22 protein-coding genes are annotated in these 18,293 nt (G+C 35.1%); 12 read left to right on the top strand and 10 right to left on the bottom strand.

Annotation, left to right across the window (positions count from 1 at the left end; translation table 11 throughout):
• Nucleotides 1-57 precede the first annotated feature (57 nt).
• Genes GN105_RS03515 through GN105_RS03505 form a run of 3 tightly spaced genes read left to right on the top strand, consistent with a single transcriptional unit; the run spans nucleotide 58 to nucleotide 1,727 of the window.
• On the top strand, nucleotides 58-759 hold the full coding sequence (locus GN105_RS03515) for a hypothetical protein (RefSeq protein ID WP_155284047.1): 702 nt from the start codon (nucleotides 58-60) through the stop codon (nucleotides 757-759).
• Nucleotides 760-792: 33 nt separating this feature from the next.
• Nucleotides 793-1,392 carry a MotA/TolQ/ExbB proton channel family protein gene (locus tag GN105_RS03510; protein WP_155284046.1) on the top strand — a complete coding sequence of 200 codons (600 nt, stop codon included), beginning with the start codon at nucleotides 793-795 and terminating at the stop codon, nucleotides 1,390-1,392.
• On the top strand, nucleotides 1,389-1,727 hold the full coding sequence (locus GN105_RS03505; protein WP_155284045.1) for a DUF2149 domain-containing protein: 339 nt from the start codon (nucleotides 1,389-1,391) through the stop codon (nucleotides 1,725-1,727). The genes GN105_RS03510 and GN105_RS03505 overlap by 4 nt, the downstream gene beginning before the upstream one ends.
• 76 nt (nucleotides 1,728-1,803) lie before the next feature.
• On the opposite strand, the gene rpmA is transcribed toward GN105_RS03505, so the two are convergent.
• Nucleotides 1,804-2,064, bottom strand: a complete 261-nt coding sequence (gene rpmA / locus GN105_RS03500; protein ID WP_155284044.1) for a 50S ribosomal protein L27 — start codon at nucleotides 2,062-2,064, stop codon at nucleotides 1,804-1,806.
• A gap of 25 nt (nucleotides 2,065-2,089) precedes the next feature.
• On the bottom strand, nucleotides 2,090-2,719 hold the full coding sequence (gene rplU / locus GN105_RS03495) for a 50S ribosomal protein L21 (RefSeq protein WP_155284043.1): 630 nt from the start codon (nucleotides 2,717-2,719) through the stop codon (nucleotides 2,090-2,092).
• Nucleotides 2,720-2,848: 129 nt separating this feature from the next.
• On the opposite strand from rplU, the gene GN105_RS03490 reads away from it, so the two are divergent.
• The 9 genes from GN105_RS03490 (at nucleotide 2,849) to GN105_RS03450 (ending at nucleotide 9,704) form a co-directional block, all read left to right on the top strand.
• A complete protein-coding gene (locus GN105_RS03490; protein WP_155284042.1) occupies nucleotides 2,849-3,340 on the top strand; it encodes an LptE family protein in 492 nt (163 codons plus the stop codon).
• Nucleotides 3,341-3,344: 4 nt separating this feature from the next.
• On the top strand, nucleotides 3,345-4,217 hold the full coding sequence (locus tag GN105_RS03485; RefSeq protein WP_155284041.1) for a DUF8458 domain-containing protein: 873 nt from the start codon (nucleotides 3,345-3,347) through the stop codon (nucleotides 4,215-4,217).
• A gap of 9 nt (nucleotides 4,218-4,226) precedes the next feature.
• On the top strand, nucleotides 4,227-4,586 hold the full coding sequence (secG, locus tag GN105_RS03480) for a preprotein translocase subunit SecG (protein WP_155284040.1): 360 nt from the start codon (nucleotides 4,227-4,229) through the stop codon (nucleotides 4,584-4,586).
• Between the two features lie 224 nt (nucleotides 4,587-4,810).
• The gene (locus tag GN105_RS03475; protein WP_155284039.1) at nucleotides 4,811-5,089 is read left to right on the top strand and encodes a co-chaperone GroES; all 279 of its coding nucleotides are present in this window, start codon (nucleotides 4,811-4,813) and stop codon (nucleotides 5,087-5,089) included.
• Between the two features lie 96 nt (nucleotides 5,090-5,185).
• Nucleotides 5,186-5,494 carry a four helix bundle protein gene (locus tag GN105_RS03470; RefSeq protein WP_306452382.1) on the top strand — a complete coding sequence of 103 codons (309 nt, stop codon included), beginning with the start codon at nucleotides 5,186-5,188 and terminating at the stop codon, nucleotides 5,492-5,494.
• Nucleotides 5,495-5,547: 53 nt separating this feature from the next.
• Nucleotides 5,548-7,182, top strand: coding sequence for a chaperonin GroEL (groL, locus tag GN105_RS03465; protein ID WP_155284038.1), 1,635 nt, complete (start codon nucleotides 5,548-5,550; stop codon nucleotides 7,180-7,182).
• 79 nt (nucleotides 7,183-7,261) lie between these two features.
• Nucleotides 7,262-7,747, top strand: coding sequence for a hypothetical protein (locus GN105_RS03460; protein WP_155284037.1), 486 nt, complete (start codon nucleotides 7,262-7,264; stop codon nucleotides 7,745-7,747).
• Between the two features lie 87 nt (nucleotides 7,748-7,834).
• Entirely contained in the window at nucleotides 7,835-9,001 is a 1,167-nt protein-coding gene (locus tag GN105_RS03455) for a serine hydrolase domain-containing protein (protein WP_155284319.1), read from the top strand.
• The gene (locus GN105_RS03450) at nucleotides 8,991-9,704 is read left to right on the top strand and encodes a 3'-5' exonuclease (RefSeq protein WP_155284036.1); all 714 of its coding nucleotides are present in this window, start codon (nucleotides 8,991-8,993) and stop codon (nucleotides 9,702-9,704) included. The genes GN105_RS03455 and GN105_RS03450 overlap by 11 nt, the downstream gene beginning before the upstream one ends.
• Before the next feature lie 53 nt (nucleotides 9,705-9,757).
• Here the strand turns inward: GN105_RS03450 and GN105_RS03445 are convergent, their stop codons facing one another.
• From GN105_RS03445 to GN105_RS03410, 8 genes are all read right to left on the bottom strand, one after another.
• Nucleotides 9,758-11,695: a nucleoside-diphosphate sugar epimerase/dehydratase gene (locus tag GN105_RS03445; RefSeq protein ID WP_155284035.1), complete on the bottom strand. Its 1,938-nt coding sequence runs from the start codon at nucleotides 11,693-11,695 to the stop codon at nucleotides 9,758-9,760.
• Between the two features lie 85 nt (nucleotides 11,696-11,780).
• On the bottom strand, nucleotides 11,781-12,905 hold the full coding sequence (locus tag GN105_RS03440) for a DegT/DnrJ/EryC1/StrS family aminotransferase (RefSeq protein ID WP_155284034.1): 1,125 nt from the start codon (nucleotides 12,903-12,905) through the stop codon (nucleotides 11,781-11,783).
• A gap of 2 nt (nucleotides 12,906-12,907) precedes the next feature.
• Nucleotides 12,908-13,507 carry an acetyltransferase gene (locus GN105_RS03435; RefSeq protein ID WP_155284033.1) on the bottom strand — a complete coding sequence of 200 codons (600 nt, stop codon included), beginning with the start codon at nucleotides 13,505-13,507 and terminating at the stop codon, nucleotides 12,908-12,910.
• Between the two features lie 65 nt (nucleotides 13,508-13,572).
• Complete coding sequence (locus GN105_RS03430; RefSeq protein WP_155284032.1) at nucleotides 13,573-14,604, bottom strand: ATP-grasp domain-containing protein; 1,032 nt, start codon at nucleotides 14,602-14,604, stop codon at nucleotides 13,573-13,575.
• A gap of 11 nt (nucleotides 14,605-14,615) precedes the next feature.
• On the bottom strand, nucleotides 14,616-15,239 hold the full coding sequence (locus GN105_RS03425; protein ID WP_155284031.1) for a sugar transferase: 624 nt from the start codon (nucleotides 15,237-15,239) through the stop codon (nucleotides 14,616-14,618).
• Nucleotides 15,240-15,256: 17 nt separating this feature from the next.
• A complete protein-coding gene (locus tag GN105_RS03420; RefSeq protein WP_155284030.1) occupies nucleotides 15,257-16,549 on the bottom strand; it encodes a phenylacetate--CoA ligase family protein in 1,293 nt (430 codons plus the stop codon).
• Nucleotides 16,550-16,680: 131 nt separating this feature from the next.
• On the bottom strand, nucleotides 16,681-17,328 hold the full coding sequence (locus tag GN105_RS03415; protein ID WP_155284029.1) for an HAD family hydrolase: 648 nt from the start codon (nucleotides 17,326-17,328) through the stop codon (nucleotides 16,681-16,683).
• Nucleotides 17,318-18,286, bottom strand: a complete 969-nt coding sequence (locus GN105_RS03410; RefSeq protein ID WP_155284028.1) for an ATP-grasp domain-containing protein — start codon at nucleotides 18,284-18,286, stop codon at nucleotides 17,318-17,320. Before GN105_RS03410 ends, GN105_RS03415 begins: the two co-directional genes overlap by 11 nt.
• Nucleotides 18,287-18,293 lie beyond the last annotated feature (7 nt).

The following is an 18,293-nucleotide window of genomic DNA, read 5'->3' as shown; positions in this document are numbered from 1 at the left end:
GACAAGCAAAAGGGTTAAAAATAGTTATTTGATTTACAAACAAATGTAATAATTGTAATGGAGGTTCTCATTTCTATTTTATTGGCAGGCATTGTTCTGAATACTGTGTTGAAAATCAGCTTTTGGCAAGCCAAATATCGTTTGCTTTTTTCCGTACTTGTTGGTCTTTTTGTAATGTATGTATATCCCATCGCTACTGAGCAATCGCAAACCGAGTTGAAATGGTGGCTTGAGGATACACACATTCTTAGCACAATCGCCGTAATAGTAACAATAGAGTCAATGTTGTACATAGGTTTTTGCTTTCTTTCGCTTAAAGACTTGTACATTCCTCAGAAAAGCAAACGCTTTGCAATGCTGAAGGCTTATTCGGGATTGTTAATCTTCCCGATGGTGTTTTATGTTACAGCACAATCGATGTTTTACTTTACGGGTATCGACTTTTTCATACTTGCCGTTCTGATAGCTTTGGGAGTAACTTTGGGGATTTTTATAATGAGTTATTTTGTACGATGGCTGTTGCCTGAAAAAGACATTCGTTTGGAGATGTTGTTTTTAGCAAGCCTGTTGGTTACGGGATTGGGACTGATAAGTACGGCTAACGGAAATATTGTGTATGTTCCTAAAAATCAGTCTGTAAATTACAAAGAACATTTGTTTACATTTTTGCTTTTCATTGTTGTTTTTGCAATCGGATTTGTCGTAAACCGAATTAAATGGAAATATTTTCGCAATCGGAAAAACCTGAAAAAAGTGTAATAATAAAAAGAAATAATCAATACATAAAGGAAGATGGAAACCATTTCTAAAATATTATTCTGGGTAGCCAATAGCTTACTCATACCCGATATTATTGTGTTATTGTACCTATTTGTAAAATCTTTGCTGATGGTGGGAAGTTCCTACAATCGGTTTATCAACAAGCAAAAGAATGACAAATTATTGAATGAAACCATTAAAAACAGCTCTCCCGATACCGTAGAAAGCATCAAGGAAATACTCCCTGAGAGAGATAATTCGCTGTACATAAAATATTTGAGAGATATGCTGTTACATAAACCCGACATCGCTTATGCTGAGTATCTTATTACCAATTTTGAAATTGATGCTGATAAGGACATCGCTGCTTCGAAACTTTTAGCGAAGATAGGTCCTGTGCTGGGACTTATCGGAACGCTTATTGCGATGAGTCCTGCTTTGGTGGGGCTGTCATCGGGAGACATTTCAGGTATGGCTTATAATATGCAGATTGTATTTGCTACAACTGTTGTGGGATTGGTCATTAGTATGGTGGGGCTTGTTACACAACAAATTAAGCAAAGATGGTACACGCAAGAATCAAATAACCTATATTATATTTCACAAGTTCGTAATCAAAAAATTGACCAATGAAGTCCAAAAAACGAATATCTCTTCTGTTGAGTAGTAAGGAAGAAAGCGACCCGCTGAGTGTTGTGGTCAATCTTTTTGATGTGGCAATGGTTTTTGCTGTGGCATTGATGGTTGCGATGGTAATGAATATGAATATGACGGAAATGTTTACCAATGAGGATTTTACTATTGTTAAAAATCCGGGTAAGGATAATATGGAAATCATTACCAGAGAAGGAAAAAAAATTAATAAATACGTACCTTCAAATACCAATGGTGATTCTCAAAAGCGTGGCAAACGCATCGGGACGGCTTACCAATTGGAAAACGGAGATATCATCTACTTGCCAGAGTAGTTTGCTAAGGTACGAAAAACAAAAAAGGCTTGGAGAAATTTTACCCAAGCCTTTTGATGTTATTTTCAAATAATAATTATGCTTCAAAAGGAACTACTGAAACATACGATTTATTATTTTTCTTTTTCTCGAACTTAACAACACCGTCAATTTTTGCGTGTAGTGTATGGTCTTTACCTATGTACACGTTTTCACCTGCATTATGTTGAGTTCCTCTTTGTCTTACGATGATATTACCTGCAACAGCAGCTTGTCCACCGTAAATTTTCACTCCCAATCGTTTTGAGTGAGATTCTCTTCCGTTCTTCGAACTACCGACACCTTTCTTGTGAGCCATTTTCTTTAATTTTTAAGTTTTAAAATTATTTTACAATACCACCATTAAGCTCGTCTTGCCATTTTTTCAACTCATCCCATTTACCGTCAGCGGCTAATTGAGCTTGTGCAGCCCAAGTTTGAGGATCTAAGTGAGCCAATGTTGAACTTGCTTCTGTCAGAATGGTTTTGATTTCGTCTGCTGATTTTTTGGCTAATTTAGCAAACGTGTCCACACCAGCAGCTACAAGAGCCTCTGATGCTTTTGGTCCAATTCCTTCAATTTTTTTCAAATCGTCAGCTTTTCCTGACTTTGTCGAAGGTTTTTCTTCTTTTTTCTCAGTTTTTGCTGGTTTTGCAGCTCCTGATGCGATGATGTTTTCAATAAGGATTTCTGTTAAATATTGTCTGTGACCATTTTTAACTTTGTATCCTTTACGTCTTTTCTTTTTGAAAACAATGACTTTGTCTCCTTTAAGATGTTTTACCACTTTGGCTTCAACTGAAGCTCCGTCTATAGCTGGGGCGCCTATGGTGATTGCACCGTTGTTATCCAAAAGAAGAACATTGTTGAACGCAACTTTCTCTCCTTCTTCATTTTGCAAACGATGAACAAACACTTTTTGGTCTTTTGAAACTTTAAATTGTTGCCCTGCTATCTCTACAATTGCATACATAGCTTGTTGTTTAAAATGTTAAAATTGGGTGCAAAAGTAAGCTTTTTTTTTCAAATGACAAAGTTATTTTCAGGAATTTTGTAGTTTCAAAAAAAATAACTACCTTGCGAAACTTATTTTTGGGCTTTTATGAAGAGATTTTATTTTTTGTTAATACTTGTAATGATAACAGGTTGTGGTGTTTATAACTTTACGGGAGGAAGCACAGGAGAAGCAAAAACATTTCAGGTGAACTTTTTTCGTAATGATGCCGCTTTAGTGGAGCCGGGTTTAGATAGGGATTTTACCATTGCATTGCAAGATTTGATTAATAATCAAACGAATCTTTCTTTAACCGATAGAAACGGAGATTTGGTGTATGAAGGTGAAATAGTGGAGTTTAACATTGCTCCAATGACGGCAACAGCACAGCAAACGGCTGCTCAGAACCGGCTTACAATAGCTGTGAATGTACGTTTTACTAATAATGTAGAAGAAAATAAGGACTTTGAAAAACGTTTTTCTTTTTATTATGATTATCCCGGGTCTTCCCAGTTGAGTTCGGTGAAAGGCACGGCAATCCCTGAAATTTTTGAACGAATTACTCAAGATATTTTTAACGCATCGTTGGCTGATTGGTAAAAGAATGACAGTAAAAGAGTTTGTTGAAATATTAAAGAATCCTTACGCAATTGGGGAAGAACAAGCACACGAATTAGATCATATCGTGAAGGAATATCCTTATTTTCAGGCTGCTCGTGTGTTACAACTTAAGGTGCTTCATTCTGAGGGGAATTATCGTTACAATAAGGCTTTAAAGCTTGCTGCGGTTCACGTTTTGGATCGTTCGGTTTTGTATGAATTCATACATTCCAAAGCTGTTGTGCCTGATGTTTCGGCGTTAAAGCAGGATTTGAACGAGATAAAAAAAGCGGTACAACGACAGGAAGCGAAAGAAAATACCGAAGTTGTTAGCGTGAATTATCAATCTTCGGAAACATTTACAACGCCTCAAGTGCCAAAATCTATTTTTGATGAAGATATTTTTTCAGAAAAATTTATTCGCCAAGGAGATATAGAGTCTATCCTCGTTTATAAGGAAGAAATGAATGACTTAGTTCCTGAAAAGGCAGCAGAAAAAGAAGGTGCTGTTTTGGGTAATAAAGTGGATTCTATCTCGGAGTGGTTGAAAAATATTTCAGAGGATAAAGAAGTGCAATCTTCTGAATATAAGGATGATAATGTAGCTAAAAAATTCCATTTGATAGATAAATTTCTGGAGACAAACCCTAAGATTGAACCCACGAAAGATTATTCTTCAAACGTGAATTTGGCAAACGAAGTTAAGACTGACCCACGCCAGTTAATGACCGAAACATTGGCCCAGGTTTACGTAAATCAGAAAAAATACAAGCAGGCAATTCAAGCTTATGAAATATTAATTTTGAAAAATCCAGAAAAAAGTGCTTACTTTGCATCCCAAATACAAGAAATTAAAAATTTACAACAACAAAAATAATTTATTTAAATGACAACATTCAACATTTTTTTAATCCTTATTGTGGTAGTATGCTTGCTCCTTGCATTGGTTATTATGGTTCAAAATCCTAAAGGAGGAGGACTTTCTTCTTCTTTTGGCGGAAATACGCAAGTCGTAGGAGGAGTTAAAAAGACAGGAGACTTTTTGGAGCGTAGCACTTGGACGTTTGCAACTCTTTTGGCAGTGTTGATTTTGGTGGCTAATACGTTATTGCAATCAAGTGCAACAACGGGTTCTGATTCAAAATTATTAGATGGAGGAGCTCCTGTGCAAAATAACATTTTGAATACACCGGCTTCTACAAACGGAGCACAACAACCAGGAACAACTTCAAATACAGCACAATAATAACTGAGAAATTAGGATTAAAAAATTGAGAATTGAGTATCGAGGGATTGTCAATTCTCAATTTTTGTTTAGAAATGAAGTGTGACATAATGTCAGTTTTCTTTATTTGGCATACTTTCTGAATTGTTTGAATGAAAAAATATAAAAGAAGTTTTTTAGATAACTTCTTAATTGGTTTATCAAGTTTTTGAAACTGAATTATAAATTTAATAAAGACATAAAATATGGCAAAAGTGAAAATTAAGCCTTTGGCTGACAGAGTATTAATAGAGCCTGCAGTAGCTGAGACTACTACGGCATCGGGTATTATCATTCCTGATACTGCAAAAGAAAAACCACAAAAAGGAACTGTAGTTGCCGTAGGTGCGGGAACAAAAGACAATCCGATTACTTTGAAAGTTGGAGATGTAGTTCTTTACGGAAAATATGCAGGAACCGAACTTAAATTAGAAGGAAGGGATTATCTCATTATGAGAGAGAATGATGTTTTGGCAGTAATTTAAACATTGCTGTTAGCTGTTGGCTTTTAGCTATTAGCAAGAACCAAAATAAAATGAGAGATTTCAAAAAATTTGTAGTTTGGCAGTTTAAGCCACAGCTTGGTTTTAAATATTTATCAAGTAACTAAAAACTTTCCAAAAGAAGAAATTTTTGGACTCACTTCACAAATAAGAAGAGCTTTTGCATCCATTTCGTATAACATATCGGAAGGAGCGGGCAGAGTTTCCGAAAAAGAATTCGCAAATTTTATCAACATTGCTCTTGGTTCATCAAATGAAGCTGAAAATCAATTATTATTAGCAAAGGATTTGGGTTACATCAGCCAAGATAATTTTGAAATCTTGAATAATGACTTAATCTTAATCAAAAAACAATTAGTATCATTACGTAATAAATTAATAAAATAATCTGCGGAAAGCTAATGACCAAAAGCTAACCGCTAAAAGCAAAGAAATAAAAAATGGCAAAAGAAATTAAATTTGATATAGAAGCACGCGAAGGTTTAAAGCGTGGTGTTGATGCGTTAGCAAACGCAGTAAAAGTAACTTTAGGACCCAAAGGACGTAACGTAATTATCAGTAAATCATTTGGCTCTCCTCATATTACCAAAGATGGTGTAACCGTTGCAAAAGAGGTTGAATTAGAAGACGCTCTTGAAAATATGGGAGCTCAAATGGTAAAAGAAGTTGCTTCAAAAACCAATGATTTGGCTGGTGACGGAACAACCACAGCGACCGTTTTGGCTCAAGCTATCGTTAAGGAAGGCTTGAAAAACGTAGCGGCTGGTGCAAATCCGATGGATTTAAAACGAGGAATTGATAAAGCTGTTAGCAAAATTGTTGAAAATTTAGCAAAACAAGCCAAAGAAGTAGGTTCTTCTTCTGAAAAAATCCGTCAAGTAGCTTCAATTTCAGCAAATAATGACGATACTATCGGTGAATTGATTGCAGCTGCTTTCGAAAAAGTAGGAAAAGAAGGTGTTATCACTGTTGAAGAAGCTAAAGGTACTGACACTTATGTAGATGTAGTGGAGGGAATGCAATTTGACAGAGGATATCTTTCTCCATATTTTGTAACCGATTCAGAAAAAATGGTTGCTGAGTTAGACCGTCCGTATATTTTACTTTACGATAAGAAAATTTCCACAATGAAAGATTTATTGCCTGTGTTAGAGCCAGTTGCCCAATCAGGTAAACCGTTATTAATCATTGCGGAAGATATTGACGGAGAGGCATTAGCTACTTTGGTTGTCAATAAATTACGTGGAACGCTTCGCATTGCTGCTGTAAAAGCTCCAGGATTTGGTGACAGAAGAAAAGCAATGTTGGAAGATATTGCCATTTTGACAGGTGGAACTGTAATCGCTGAAGAGCGTGGCTTTACGCTTGAAAATGCCACTATCGAAATGTTGGGTACAGCTGAAAAAGTTTCTATCGACAAAGATAACACTACAATTGTAAATGGAGCAGGCGATGCTGAGCAAATTCAAGCACGTGTAAACCAAATTAAGGCTCAAATTGAAGTGACAACCTCTGATTATGACCGTGAGAAACTGCAAGAGCGTTTGGCGAAATTGTCAGGTGGTGTGGCGGTTCTTTACGTAGGAGCTGCTTCGGAAGTGGAAATGAAAGAGAAAAAAGACCGTGTTGATGATGCTCTTCACGCAACTCGTGCTGCTGTTGAAGAAGGAATTGTTGCCGGAGGAGGGATTGCACTTATCCGTACCAAACCTGTTTTAGCGAAAATTAAACCTGTAAACGCCGATGAAGCAACAGGAGTTCAAATTGTTGCAAAAGCATTGGAAGCTCCTCTACGCACTATCGTTGAAAATGCAGGTGTGGAAGGTTCTGTTGTAGTGGCTCGTGTACAAGATGCAGCACGTGATACGTTTGGTTACAATGCTAAAACTGGTCAGTATATTGATATGTTTAAAGCAGGAATCATTGACCCTAAGAAAGTTACACGTGTAGCTTTGGAAAATGCAGCTTCAGTGGCAGGAATGATTTTGACTACTGAATGTGCTTTGGTTGATATCAAAGAAGAAAAAGGAGCAGGAATGCCTCCGATGGGTGGCGGAATGCCAGGAATGATGTAATATCACGAAAGTATAAATATTTCTTGAAGAAAGGCTACCAACTTAAAAAGGTAGCTTTTCTGTTTTATATACAAATTTTATGGCAAAAGAGAGAAACACAGAATGGAAGAGTACACTAATTTATAAAAAAATTAAGCAAGAAAATTACATCACAAAACTTACCTATCCAAAATTTGTTGAAGTTTGTTTGGATTTTGTGTCCTATGTTGTGTTACCTTCTTCTGAGAAGGAAATTTTTCATACCGATTTGCAATATGCTCGTGATTTTTTACGGGGGAAAATCAATAATGTTGCCCGATTTGAACAAGAAAAGAAAGCATATCAAAATCTTTCGCAGTTGCACGGTTTGGATAAAGAAATCCAATGCCTTACAAAATTTTGTTTAACATATAATTTCCTGACAATTGAATACTTGGAAACTTCTGAAAAATCGAAGAGTAAACTGGGCTTCAAGCGTGTTGTTCATTCGGTTTTTAATAGCCCTCTGATTTTTTTACAATGTTTGGAAGAAATTGACGCCAAGTACTGCGATCAATTTTATGAATATCTTCAAGAGTGTATTTAGAAGTTAAAGTTGCGAAAACTTCATAAAAGATTGATTTTTGAAATAATATTTGTATTTTTGGAAAGATATTTTTTGATTCGTGAAGTTATGAAATACGTAAAGAAAATTTTCATAGGATTGGTTATTCTGCTTTTACTGGTGGTAGCGGGAATGTATGCAAGCGGATACGGATATATTATTAAGGCTGTTTGTATTATTTATGGTTCGGGACATAAAACGGCTTTTTTGTCTGATTACGAGAAGTTTGATAATAGAACTGTCAGTAAAGGAACAGAATCCCAACCTTGGGCATTGCACAAAAGCTACAACAGAGTAAAGCCTACAAAAGATTTGGAGCGTTTGCACGAAAAATATAAATCCGTAGCTTTTCTTATCTTTAAAAATGACAGTATTTGGCACGAACAGTATTTCGATGGATATTCTGAAAAATCGAAAAGTAATTCATTCTCTATGGCGAAGTCGTATGTTTCTGCTTTGCTCGGAAAGGCTATTCTTGACGGATATATTAAAAGTTTAAACCAACCTGTGGCGGAATTTCTCCCTGAATTTTCGGAAGGATTGGCATCAAAACTTACTGTGGGTGATTTGGCTTCAATGGCTTCAGGTTCTGATTGGGATGAGTCGTATTACAGTCCGTTTTCAATTACCACGCAGGCTTATTTTGATACGGATTTGAGAGAGGTGATGCAACGAGTGAAAATTATTGAAGAGCCGGGAAAAAAATATGTGTATCAAAGTGGAAATACACAGTTATTGGCAATGATACTTGAGAAAGCCACAAGTAAAACACTTTCCGATTATTTGTCAGAATCGATTTGGAAGCCATTAGGGGCGGAAAGCGATGCTCTTTGGCAGGTTGATAGTGATACGAATGGAATGGAAAAAGCCTACTGTTGCATAGCTTCTAATGCCCGTGATTTTGCCCGACTTGGCAAACTTTATCATAACTATGGAAAATGGAACGGACGACAGGTTTTGGATTCTGTCTTTGTAGCTAAATCAATTCAGTCGCGATTTCCTGAAAGTCCGGAATATGGTTACGGAATGTGGCTTTTAACCCATAATGGCAGAAAGTTTTTTATGATGCGGGGACATTTAGGGCAATACGTTATCGTTCAGCCAGAAGATAACATAATGATTGCCAGACTTGGGCATTTGAAAGGAATAGAAGAGGAGGGAGGAGACCCTTTTACTGAGGACATCTACGGATATATTGATGAAACTTATAAAATGTTAGAAAATAATGCTCAATAAAATCAATTTAGAGGATATTCTTTTTCTGGATATTGAAACAGTTCCTCTTTTTGAAGATTATGAGGAACTTTCACAAATTGAACAAGAATTGTGGGAAGAAAAAACAAAGTATCAACGAAAAGATGACTTTACTGCCGAAGAATTTTATGAACGAGCCGGAATTTGGGCAGAGTTTGGTAAAATTGTTTGTATATCAGTTGGTTATTTTTCTTTCCGAAACGAACAACGCACCTTTAGAGTTACTTCCTTTTTTGGTGATGAAATAAAGATTTTAAAGGGATTTTCTCAACTTATAGACCAGCATTTTTCTCGCCCCAATAAATTACTTTGTGCACATAATGGCAAGGAGTTTGATTTTCCGTATATTACAAGACGTATGATAATCAATAAGATACGTGTTCCTCAAAAAATGCAATTGTTCGGGAAAAAACCTTGGGAAGTTCCACACTTGGATACGTTAGAAATGTGGAAGTTTGGTGATTATAAGCATTTTACTTCATTGAAGTTATTAACACACGTTTTGGGGATTCCTTCGCCGAAAGATGATATTGATGGAAGCCAAGTTCGAGATGTGTATTATAATGAGAAAGATATCGACCGTATTGTTACTTATTGTGAAAAAGACACGGTAACAGTAGCACAAGTGCTGCTGCGTTTTCGAGGTGAAGAATTACTGACAGAGGATGAGATTTTATTCGTCTGAAAGAAAAAACGTTGCAAACACATAAGGGTTCGCAACGTTTTTTTGTTTTATATTTATGAAATTTTTTTGCTTTGCTCGTTGTTTCGGTCTAAAATCTCGAAAATTGAATTATTACTCTTAAATTCCTTAACAATTTCTTTCAAGATACGAACTACTTCAATCTTATCGCCTAACTTAGCAGCCGCACTGATTTTATCCGATAAGGCATCAATTTCATTAAAAGGCATTGTTGGGTCTTTGGAAACCATTATCTTTTCGTGGTGAGTAGGAAGCGTTCTCGTATCATCACTTAAAAGTTCTTCATAAAGTTTCTCACCCGGTCTTAAACCTGTGTAAACAATTTTTATATCTACATTTGGCTCGTATCCAGATAGTTTAATCATTCGGGTAGCCAAGTTCAAGATTTTAACAGGTTCTCCCATATCAAATACGAAGATTTCTCCTCCTTTACCCATAGTTCCTGCTTGAAGAACCAGTTCGCAAGCTTCAGGAATAGTCATAAAGTAGCGAACAATATCGGGGTGTGTAATGGTAACAGGACCGCCTTTTTCTATCTGTTTTCTAAAATGAGGAATTACAGAACCGTTAGAACCTAACACGTTTCCGAAACGCGTTGTGATGAATTTGGTTGTGTTACCTTCTTCATTCTGAAGTGCTTGTACGAAAAGCTCTGCAGCCCTTTTGGAAGCTCCCATAACGTTAGTTGGGTTTACCGCCTTGTCTGTGGAAACCATCACAAATCGGTTTATTTTATACTTGCTTGATAGTAATGCTAAGTTCTTACTTCCTTGGATGTTTACCAAAATAGCTTCGTGTGGGTTTTCTTCTATCAAAGGCACGTGCTTGTAGGCAGCAGCGTGGTAAACCATAGAAAAGTTATATTCCATAAATACACTCTCTATTCGCTCTTTGTTGGAAATATCCGCCAAAACAAATTTAAAATTAGTATTGGGGAACTTTTCTCTCATTTCAAGCTCAATATCGTATAATGGTGTTTCGGCTTGGTCTAAAACCACGATTAACGATGGATTGAATGAAGCTACTTGACGAACAATTTCACTTCCGATGGAACCGGCACCTCCTGTAACCAATACATTTTTCTGGAAGTGACGTTTTTTAACCTCATCGTTTTGGATTACAATAGGCTTTCTGTTGAGTAAGTCCTCAATTTGTACTTGGTGAATTTTGATATTTTCATCAGGACGCAGCTTTTGCAATGATGGAGTTTTAAGAATCATCAATCCTCTCTCCAAGAAGAAGTTTACCCATTGGTTTAATTCTTCTTTGGAAAAATTATTTTTATTGATAAGCACCCCGTGTATGTTCAGATATTCCTTACGATATTTCATAAGTTTATCTTTACTGTAGATGGTTTTGCCTAAAAGTACAGCGTGGTTGGAGTCAGTTCTTTGAGTCAAGAAACCGGCCACATCATAAGGTAGTTTCGGGTTGCCCATAATCGCTTTTGCCATTGATATGGATTCCTCATCAATTCCCAAGATAAGAATACGTTTTTTCAATGCACTTCTTCGGAATTCTTTCAATTGCTCAAAAATTTCTTTAACGAACAATCGGAAGAAAGACATCAACACGAATGAAATAGCAAAATAAAGTATTAAAGGAATGTTCAGTAACAGCTTGTCTCCCACAGCAATAATATTAGCTATGTTAAAGAGCCAAAGTATAAATACCGTGCAGATGTTAGCTAATAGGATTTTAATCAAATCAGTAAATGTAGAGTGGCGAATAATACCGGAATAGGTACGAAACACCAACATAAAAATGATATTTACTCCAATGATTAACAGGTACTTCTGGTAAAGAAGTAGATTGTCATTATCTTTTACCTCCAGTCCATTTAAAAGATAAAAGGAAATGAACAGAGAAAAAATAGATAGGCAAATGTCAATAATCAGAACAATCCATCTGGGTAGGTATCTTAGAGTTGAGAGGTCAATGGTATTACGCTCATTGTATGTTCTTTTATTCATTATCAATCATTATTTTACTCCACAAGGAATACTTGTGCGAAAGTTCGACAATTAAGTTAGATAGTAATATTTATATTTTTGTAAATTATTTAGAAAAAATTTTCACGATTCGTTCTCTATCTTCACTAGTCATATTAGAACCGGAAGGAAGACAAAGTCCTTTATCAAACAGAGTTTCAGAAACATTTCCTCCGTAGTAAGGAGCGTTAGCAAATACAGGTTGCAGATGCATCGGTTTCCAAAGCGGACGAGTTTCAATATTATCCTCAAGGAATTTCAATCGCAAGTCTTCTCTGTCAAATCCTGTTTTTTGGCTGTCAATTGTGATTGCAGAAAGCCAATGATTTGAGAAGAAGTCAGAATTCGGTTCCGTAAACAGAGTTATTCCATCAAAATTTTTGAATAATTCTTGATAGAAAAAGTGGTTTTGGCGTCTTTGAGCGATTCTTTCATCAAGTACTTCCATTTGTCCACGACCAATTCCAGCTGTTATGTTGCTCATTCGGTAATTGTATCCAATGTGAGAGTGTTGGTAATGAGGTGCGTTGTCTCTCGCTTGAGTTGAAAGAAACACAACTTTTTCCTTTTGTTCAGCTTTTTTACAAACTAAAGCCCCTCCTCCTGAGGTAGTTATGATTTTATTACCATTAAAGCTAAGTACTGACATTTCGCCAAAAGTACCACATTTTTGTCCCTTAAAAGTACTTCCTAAAGCCTCTGCAGCATCCTCAACTACAGGGATTTCATATCGGTTTGCTATTTGAAGTATTTCGTCCATTTTTGCCGGCATTCCGTAAAGATGCACAACAATGATGGCTTTTGGTTTTTTCCCTTTTGCTATACGAGCTTTTATTGCATCTTCCAACGCTTGTGGACAGATGTTCCAAGTTTGTGGTTCACTGTCAACAAAAATAGGTGTAGCTCCTTGATAAACAATAGGATTCGCTGAGGCTGAAAAAGTAAAACTCTGACAGATAACCTCGTCTCCTGATTTTATGTCAAGAGCGACCAAAGCCAAATGCAAAGCCGCAGTTCCGGCAGACAGTGCAGCTACTTTCACATTCTGCCCCAAATATTTTTCTAAATCCTCTTCAAATCCATTTACGTTAGGACCAAGTGGAGCAACCCAATTTTGATCAAATGCTTCGTGGATATACTTAAGTTCACCTCCTCCCATATGAGGGGATGATAACCATACTTTTGAATTCATTTTTATTCTTTTATTTTTATTATTCTTCCTGGATTTCCTACGACCGTTGTAAAATCAGGGACATCTCTAATTATTACAGCACCTGCTCCTACAATAGCCCATTTTCCTATTTTTACTCCCTGAATTACACAAGCTCCAATACCTATGTGTGTTCCTTCTCCCACTTCAACATTTCCTGCTAATGAAGCATTTGGAGAGATGTGTACAAAATCTGATATTTTACACTCGTGTTCCACCACAGCACTCGTGTTGATAATACAATGTTTGCCTATTTCAGAGCTTGAATTGATTACTGCATTCGCCATTACAACTGTTCCTTCTCCGATTTTTGAGAAATCAGAAATAACAGCCGTAGGGTGGATAGCTGTTTGGTAATCAAAAGTATATTTTTCTGATATGCTTTTTCTAATTTCGTTACTTCCTATTGAAATTATCATTTTCTCACTACTGTCTTCTTTTGAAAGGAAAGCTTTTTCGACAGGAATGTTGAAAATTTCAATATTTTTGGGACTATCGTCAAGTATTCTATTCACTTCTACACCGTTTTTGAGTAGAATGTCAATAATCACCTTTGCGTGCCCACTTGCTCCATATAAAATCATCTCTCTTTTAGTTTTTTTATAATTTAATTCTTAAAAGGCTTGTTTTTTGAAAGCCGATTATATGTCTATGGGATTTTGTGCTTTGGGTTTATGTTCAATAATCTATCACATTTAGAAAACATTACACCTTCTTTATAATTGCAAAATTGCGAAATGTCATTCTTTCCTTTTAGCCATTCGATATAAATTGCAGCTGTATTAATCCCTGCTTCGTGTGAGAAAGGATAACCTCCCCCGAAACGTGGGTTCAATTCCAAAACATATAACTCTCCATTGCTTTCAAAAACATCACAATCTAAATTCCCTATGTGCTTGAGATTTTCTCCTATGATTTTCCCAATACGATTAAATTTTTCATCTATTACAGAAATGGCTTTATCTGTTTCGCCAGCTCTCATAGATAATTTCTCACGAACAAACGTATCCACATAGTTTCCGTCAAAATCATTCAAAACGTCCATTCCATATTCTGTTCCTGATACTTTTTCTTGAATGATAATGGCACTGCTAAGACATTTTTCACTGATTATTTCCGCAAGAATACTTCTTTTCAAACGAATCATTTGCAACCGATAAGCTAAATCTAATTCTTCAACAGATTCTATAAAATCAATACCTACAGAAGCACTGCCCCATCTGGGTTTTAACACTAAAGGAAAATTTAATTTTCCCTCTTGAATAGCTTTTTTAACTTCGACCAGTGATATAAAAGTTTTTGGAGATTTTAGCCCGATTTTATTTAAGAATTTTACAGTTTCCCATTTGTCAAATGAAATGTCGATAACATTCTCATTGGAAACAATTACCTTTGTGCCATATTTTTCTATCTTGTCCTTTTTTGCGGAAAGTATAGGTAATTCCAAGTCATTCAAAGAAATAATGGCTTTAATGCTGTGTTTTTTTACGATATCAATTATTGTTGGGATGTAATTTTTGTCATATATGTTCGGAACCTGAATCGCTACATCAGCATCAACCAATGCGGGAGCGTTTGGTTGCTTATCAGTAGCAAAGACTTTTCCCATACCCTGTAAAGCCTCTTTAAAGTAGTTAATGAGGTAGTTTCTTCGTCCTGCACAAGTGAAAAGAATATTCATATCATTGTGTTTTAAGTATTATTATTTTGACTGCTTCTCAAAATATCTAAATCATTACTTTCACAACTAGCTACGATTATATCTTTTTGAGAAACAACATTTTGTATTGTTTTTAGTAGTATTTTCAAGTCATTGACGAAAGAAATTTCTTCAACATATTTTACATCCATTTCCAACTTGTCATCCCAGCTAACATTGTTTCTCCCGTTCACTTGTGCAAGTCCCGTAATGCCAGGTCTTACAGTGTGTCTTAGTTTTTCTCTTTCAGTATAATAGGGTAAATATTTCACCAAAAGGGGTCTAGGACCTATTAGCGACATATCTCCTTTTAAAACGTTAATCAATTGAGGTATTTCATCTAAAGATGTTTTTCTTACAAAAGAACCTATTGTGGTAAGTCTTTCAACATCAGGAAGTAACTTTCCGTTTTGGTCTTTTTTGTCATTCATTGTTTTGAATTTGATAATCTCAAATATTCGATTGTTTAAACCCGGTCTTTTTTGAAAGAAAAAAGGCTTACCTTGATTGGCAAAGAACAATCCAATCATTACTATGATGAATATTGGAGATAGAAGAATCAGTCCGAATAATGCTGCAAAGAAATCAATTAAACGTTTTATATAATTTTTATACATATTGTAATTTTATTTTGTCAAACTTTTGAAATTATGAACTTTCTTTTTCCGGTTTTTTCCACAGGAATTTCAGAAACTTCTTCTATTTTTATAGTTGTTTGATTTCCAAAAACATCAAGTAACCTGTTTTCAATTTGTTTGAAGATTTCATTTTTATTTTCAAACTTATGTACTAATTTCAGATGTACCAGATGTAAATTTTCTTGTATCAATTGAAATTGAACGATGCTCTTAAAGTGCCATAGGACATATATTATAAGATAAGGAGGTAATAATTCTCCATTATTATTTTTTAAGAGGTCATTGGCTCTTCCTTGTATTGTTTTGATGTATTTTCTGTTGTTTTTTATTCCAAATGTACACAAATCTCCAGTTTCATAACGAATCAAAGGCACAGCTTTGTTGAATAAATCCGTGATTACAATGCGTGCAAGTTCATCTTCTTGTGCCTCCTCATCGCTGTCTAATTTTAGAAATTCAAAATGATAACTCGCTTCATTGGTTAAGAAATAATCCTCTCCGGAGGCAGGTTGTTGAGCAAACATTCCCATTTCTTGATTAGAGTAACGGGAAACGACAGGGCATTTGAATATGTCAATTAATTCCTTTTTAGTGTGTAAAAGCAATTCTTCAGCCATTGATATTATGGATTTTATTTTCCATTTTTTTGCTCCTGAACGGCTTTTTTTATCCATATTATTTACTAATTCCGCAAAAGAAGAAGCATAGCCTGATAACACTTTAACACCTTTGTCTTGTTTCATTATTTTTTCAAGAGAAAGAATGCCTTCTTTACTTAAATTAGAAGTATCATACATTCTGAAATTTTCCTTAAATAACGAAAACCAATTTTTACGATTGATATTCGTCCATATTCGTAGGGAATACATTCTGTCCCCGATATCATAATTAGCAATATGGTAGAAAAACAATATGTCCATTTTGTTTCTCAAAACCTTTTCGGGATTTTGATATATTCTGAAAGTGATTCCTGTAGAACCACTCGTTGTCATTACTCGAAGAGAATCTTTTTTATCGGCATAATCTTCAGAGAAAAAACTATCATAATTTTCGTTAACGTCCTTTTTGCTTATTATAGGGAAACTTTTTAGGTTATTAGGATTAAAACTCTTATAAAAAGATGTTTTTTTACAAGCATAAGTCAAAATTTCACTTAGCCTTTTAGCTTTGATTGCTTCATAATCTCCTTTTTGATTATAAATTTTTGCAATCTCATTATAGTGTTTTCTCTTGCTTCCTCCTGTTAGATAATCTATCCCCCAATAGAGGTAATATCGAACGTTTTTCATATGGTTGGTAGAAAGTATATTTGCTTTTCTTTCAGTTAGTTTTTGTAGTAATTTGAGCTAAATCAAATTTCCTGCAAAGGTAGAAAATTATTTAATACAGGTTAGCGTGAAAATCAATTTTATGATATTTTTCACATTATTATGTCGATTAGATTTGTTAGGTTTTCAATCCTATACTTTGGAAGGAAATCCTCTTCGAGATTGAAATTTTGAGGGTGGATATTCCAGCCTCTATCAAGTAGACATACGGATGTCCAATTCAACTTATTAGGAATTATAAAATCCTTTTTGGGATTGTCCGCAATATAGAAATATTTATCAATGTCTTCTTCTTGAAAGGTTGTGAAATTTCTCCGGTTTGGTTTGGTAGAGCCAAATTCTTCTGAAATAATAATTTTGTCAAAAATATTTTCAATGTCCAAGGCTTTGAGCTTGTTCCTTTGAGTTACTGAACGTCCGTCGGTAATCAATCCTAATTTGTAATTTTTTGATTTGCAGAAATTTAAAATAGATTTGACGTCTTCACTTAATTTCAGATTAGGAAAATGATTTCTGTATATTTCCAACAACTTTTCCTTGGTAAGATGTGGAAATTTGTTCGTTAAAAAAGAAAATGTATCCTCTCCTTGATGATAAATTTCAAGCATTTTGTTGTGAAGAGGCTTGTAATTTTCGGAATTGGATACAAACTGAGCAATCTCTTTATATGCTGATTTTAAGAAGTCTATTTCATAAATCAGCGTATCGTCTAAATCAAAAATGACATATTTATTCCTCATAATTGCGTACTAAAACTTCATTATCATAACGAAGCATTAATAAATTATCTTCCCAATTATCAAAAGGTTGGACTTCTTTGTTTAAAATGTATTCGTCAATAATGAACTTAGGGAAATTAGCACCCGCCAAATAGCTTAGGGGATAACCGCCTCCAAATCGTGGGTTAATTTCGATGCCAATAACGTGTTTGGTTTCAGGATTGAAAAAGAATTGCATTGTAAGGCAACCAACGGCTCCGTCAATTTTGCCTAATCTGTCTTTAATGAAATTGATGAGTTCATTTTTTCGGGTAACGCCTTTGCTGATTTCTCCCGCACGAACAAAAATTCTTTTACGAGGAACTAAGCACTTTAATGTATTGTGTTTGTCATAATAAGCATCAATGGTGAATTCTTCATACAATGTTCGGTCGATGTACTCCATAAATATTAATTTCGGGTCATTCAAGTAATGTTCTGTAAGTTCCGAAGCATTGTTGATTAGAAATGAGCCTTTACTGGCTGAGCCATCATAAGGTTTTACAAATAGAGGAAATTGTGGATTATTTTTGTCAATAATTTTTGGAATATTAATTCTGTTATTGATAAAAAATTGATTGATTTCGCGTTTGTCCCTGCATTTTTTTATGAAATCTAATGATGAAATTACGGGTGTAATTCTGTGATTTATAAATAATTCCTTGTTTTTTGACAAGATATAAAGTTCCGTATCAATGGTGGGGATAATTATTTTGATATTCCATTCCAAGCAGATTTTTAGCAAATTATCAATGTATTGGCTGTCAGTAACTTTTTCAACTTGTTTGTATCCATCGGAGACAATACACGCGGGAGCCAATACGGGATTCAAATCAACCGTATATACTTTGTTTTTCGGATTTAGTTTTTTTATCTCTTTTTGGAAAGCTTTCACTAAAGAAACTCGTTGTCCGGCAGAGGTAATAAGAATATTGTTCATTGTGAAT

The sequence above is a fragment of the Capnocytophaga felis genome (assembly GCF_009684755.1).
GTDB lineage: Bacteria > Bacteroidota > Bacteroidia > Flavobacteriales > Flavobacteriaceae > Capnocytophaga > Capnocytophaga felis.
Note: the sequence above shows the minus strand (reverse complement) of the source record. Positions and strands in the feature narration are given on the sequence as shown.